Genomic DNA, 732 nt, shown 5'->3' with positions numbered 1-732 from the left:
CCCATCAGCGCTTGCTTGGCCCAAAACACCAATGAGACCTTTGCAGGTCTCATTGGTGTCTGGGGGTTTGGGATGGGGTTGTTGGTACTCTCCAACCTATGCCGCGTTGTTGTGAGTTCCCTGGTAACAATGCTACGGATTGCTGGGAGATTGAGGCCAATTGCCCTACAGACCATCAAGCAAGGCTCGAGTCGAGTATCCCTAGCACTCCGAGAGCCGTTTGGAGACACGTGACCGAACTGGCCCCTCAGCGCTTGCTTGGCCCAAAACACCAATGAGACCTTTGCAGGTCTCATTGGTGTCTGGGGGTTTGGGATGGGGTTGTTGGTACTCTCCAACCTATGCCGCGTTGTTGTGAGTTCCCTGGTAACAATGCTACGGATTGCTGGGAGATTGAGGCCAATTGCCCTACAGACCATCAAGCAAGGCTCGAGTCGAGTATCCCTAGCACTCCGAGAGCCGTTTGGAGACACGTGACCGAACTGGCCCATCAGCGCTTGCTTGGCCCAAAACACCAATGAGACCTTTGCAGGTCTCATTGGTGTCTGGGGGTTTGGGATGGGGTTGTTGGTACTCTCCAACCTATGCCGCGTTGTTGTGAGTTCCCTGGTAACAATGCTACGGATTGCTGGGAGATTGAGGCCAATTGCCCTACAGACCATCAAGCAAGGCTCGAGTCGAGTATCCCTAGCACTCCGAGAGCCGTTTGGAGACACGTGACCGAACTGGCCC

1 protein-coding gene is annotated in these 732 nt (G+C 54.6%); it reads left to right on the top strand.

The window, feature by feature from the left end; translation table 11 throughout:
* Positions 1–234 (top strand): hypothetical protein (locus M7Q83_RS14105; RefSeq protein WP_298340277.1); only part of this gene is annotated, 234 nt, incomplete at its 5' end.
* Positions 235–732 lie beyond the last annotated feature (498 nt).

The organism is Ferrimicrobium sp. (assembly GCF_027364955.1).
GTDB lineage: Bacteria > Actinomycetota > Acidimicrobiia > Acidimicrobiales > Acidimicrobiaceae > Ferrimicrobium.
This window is presented reverse-complemented; position numbering and strand designations above follow the sequence as displayed.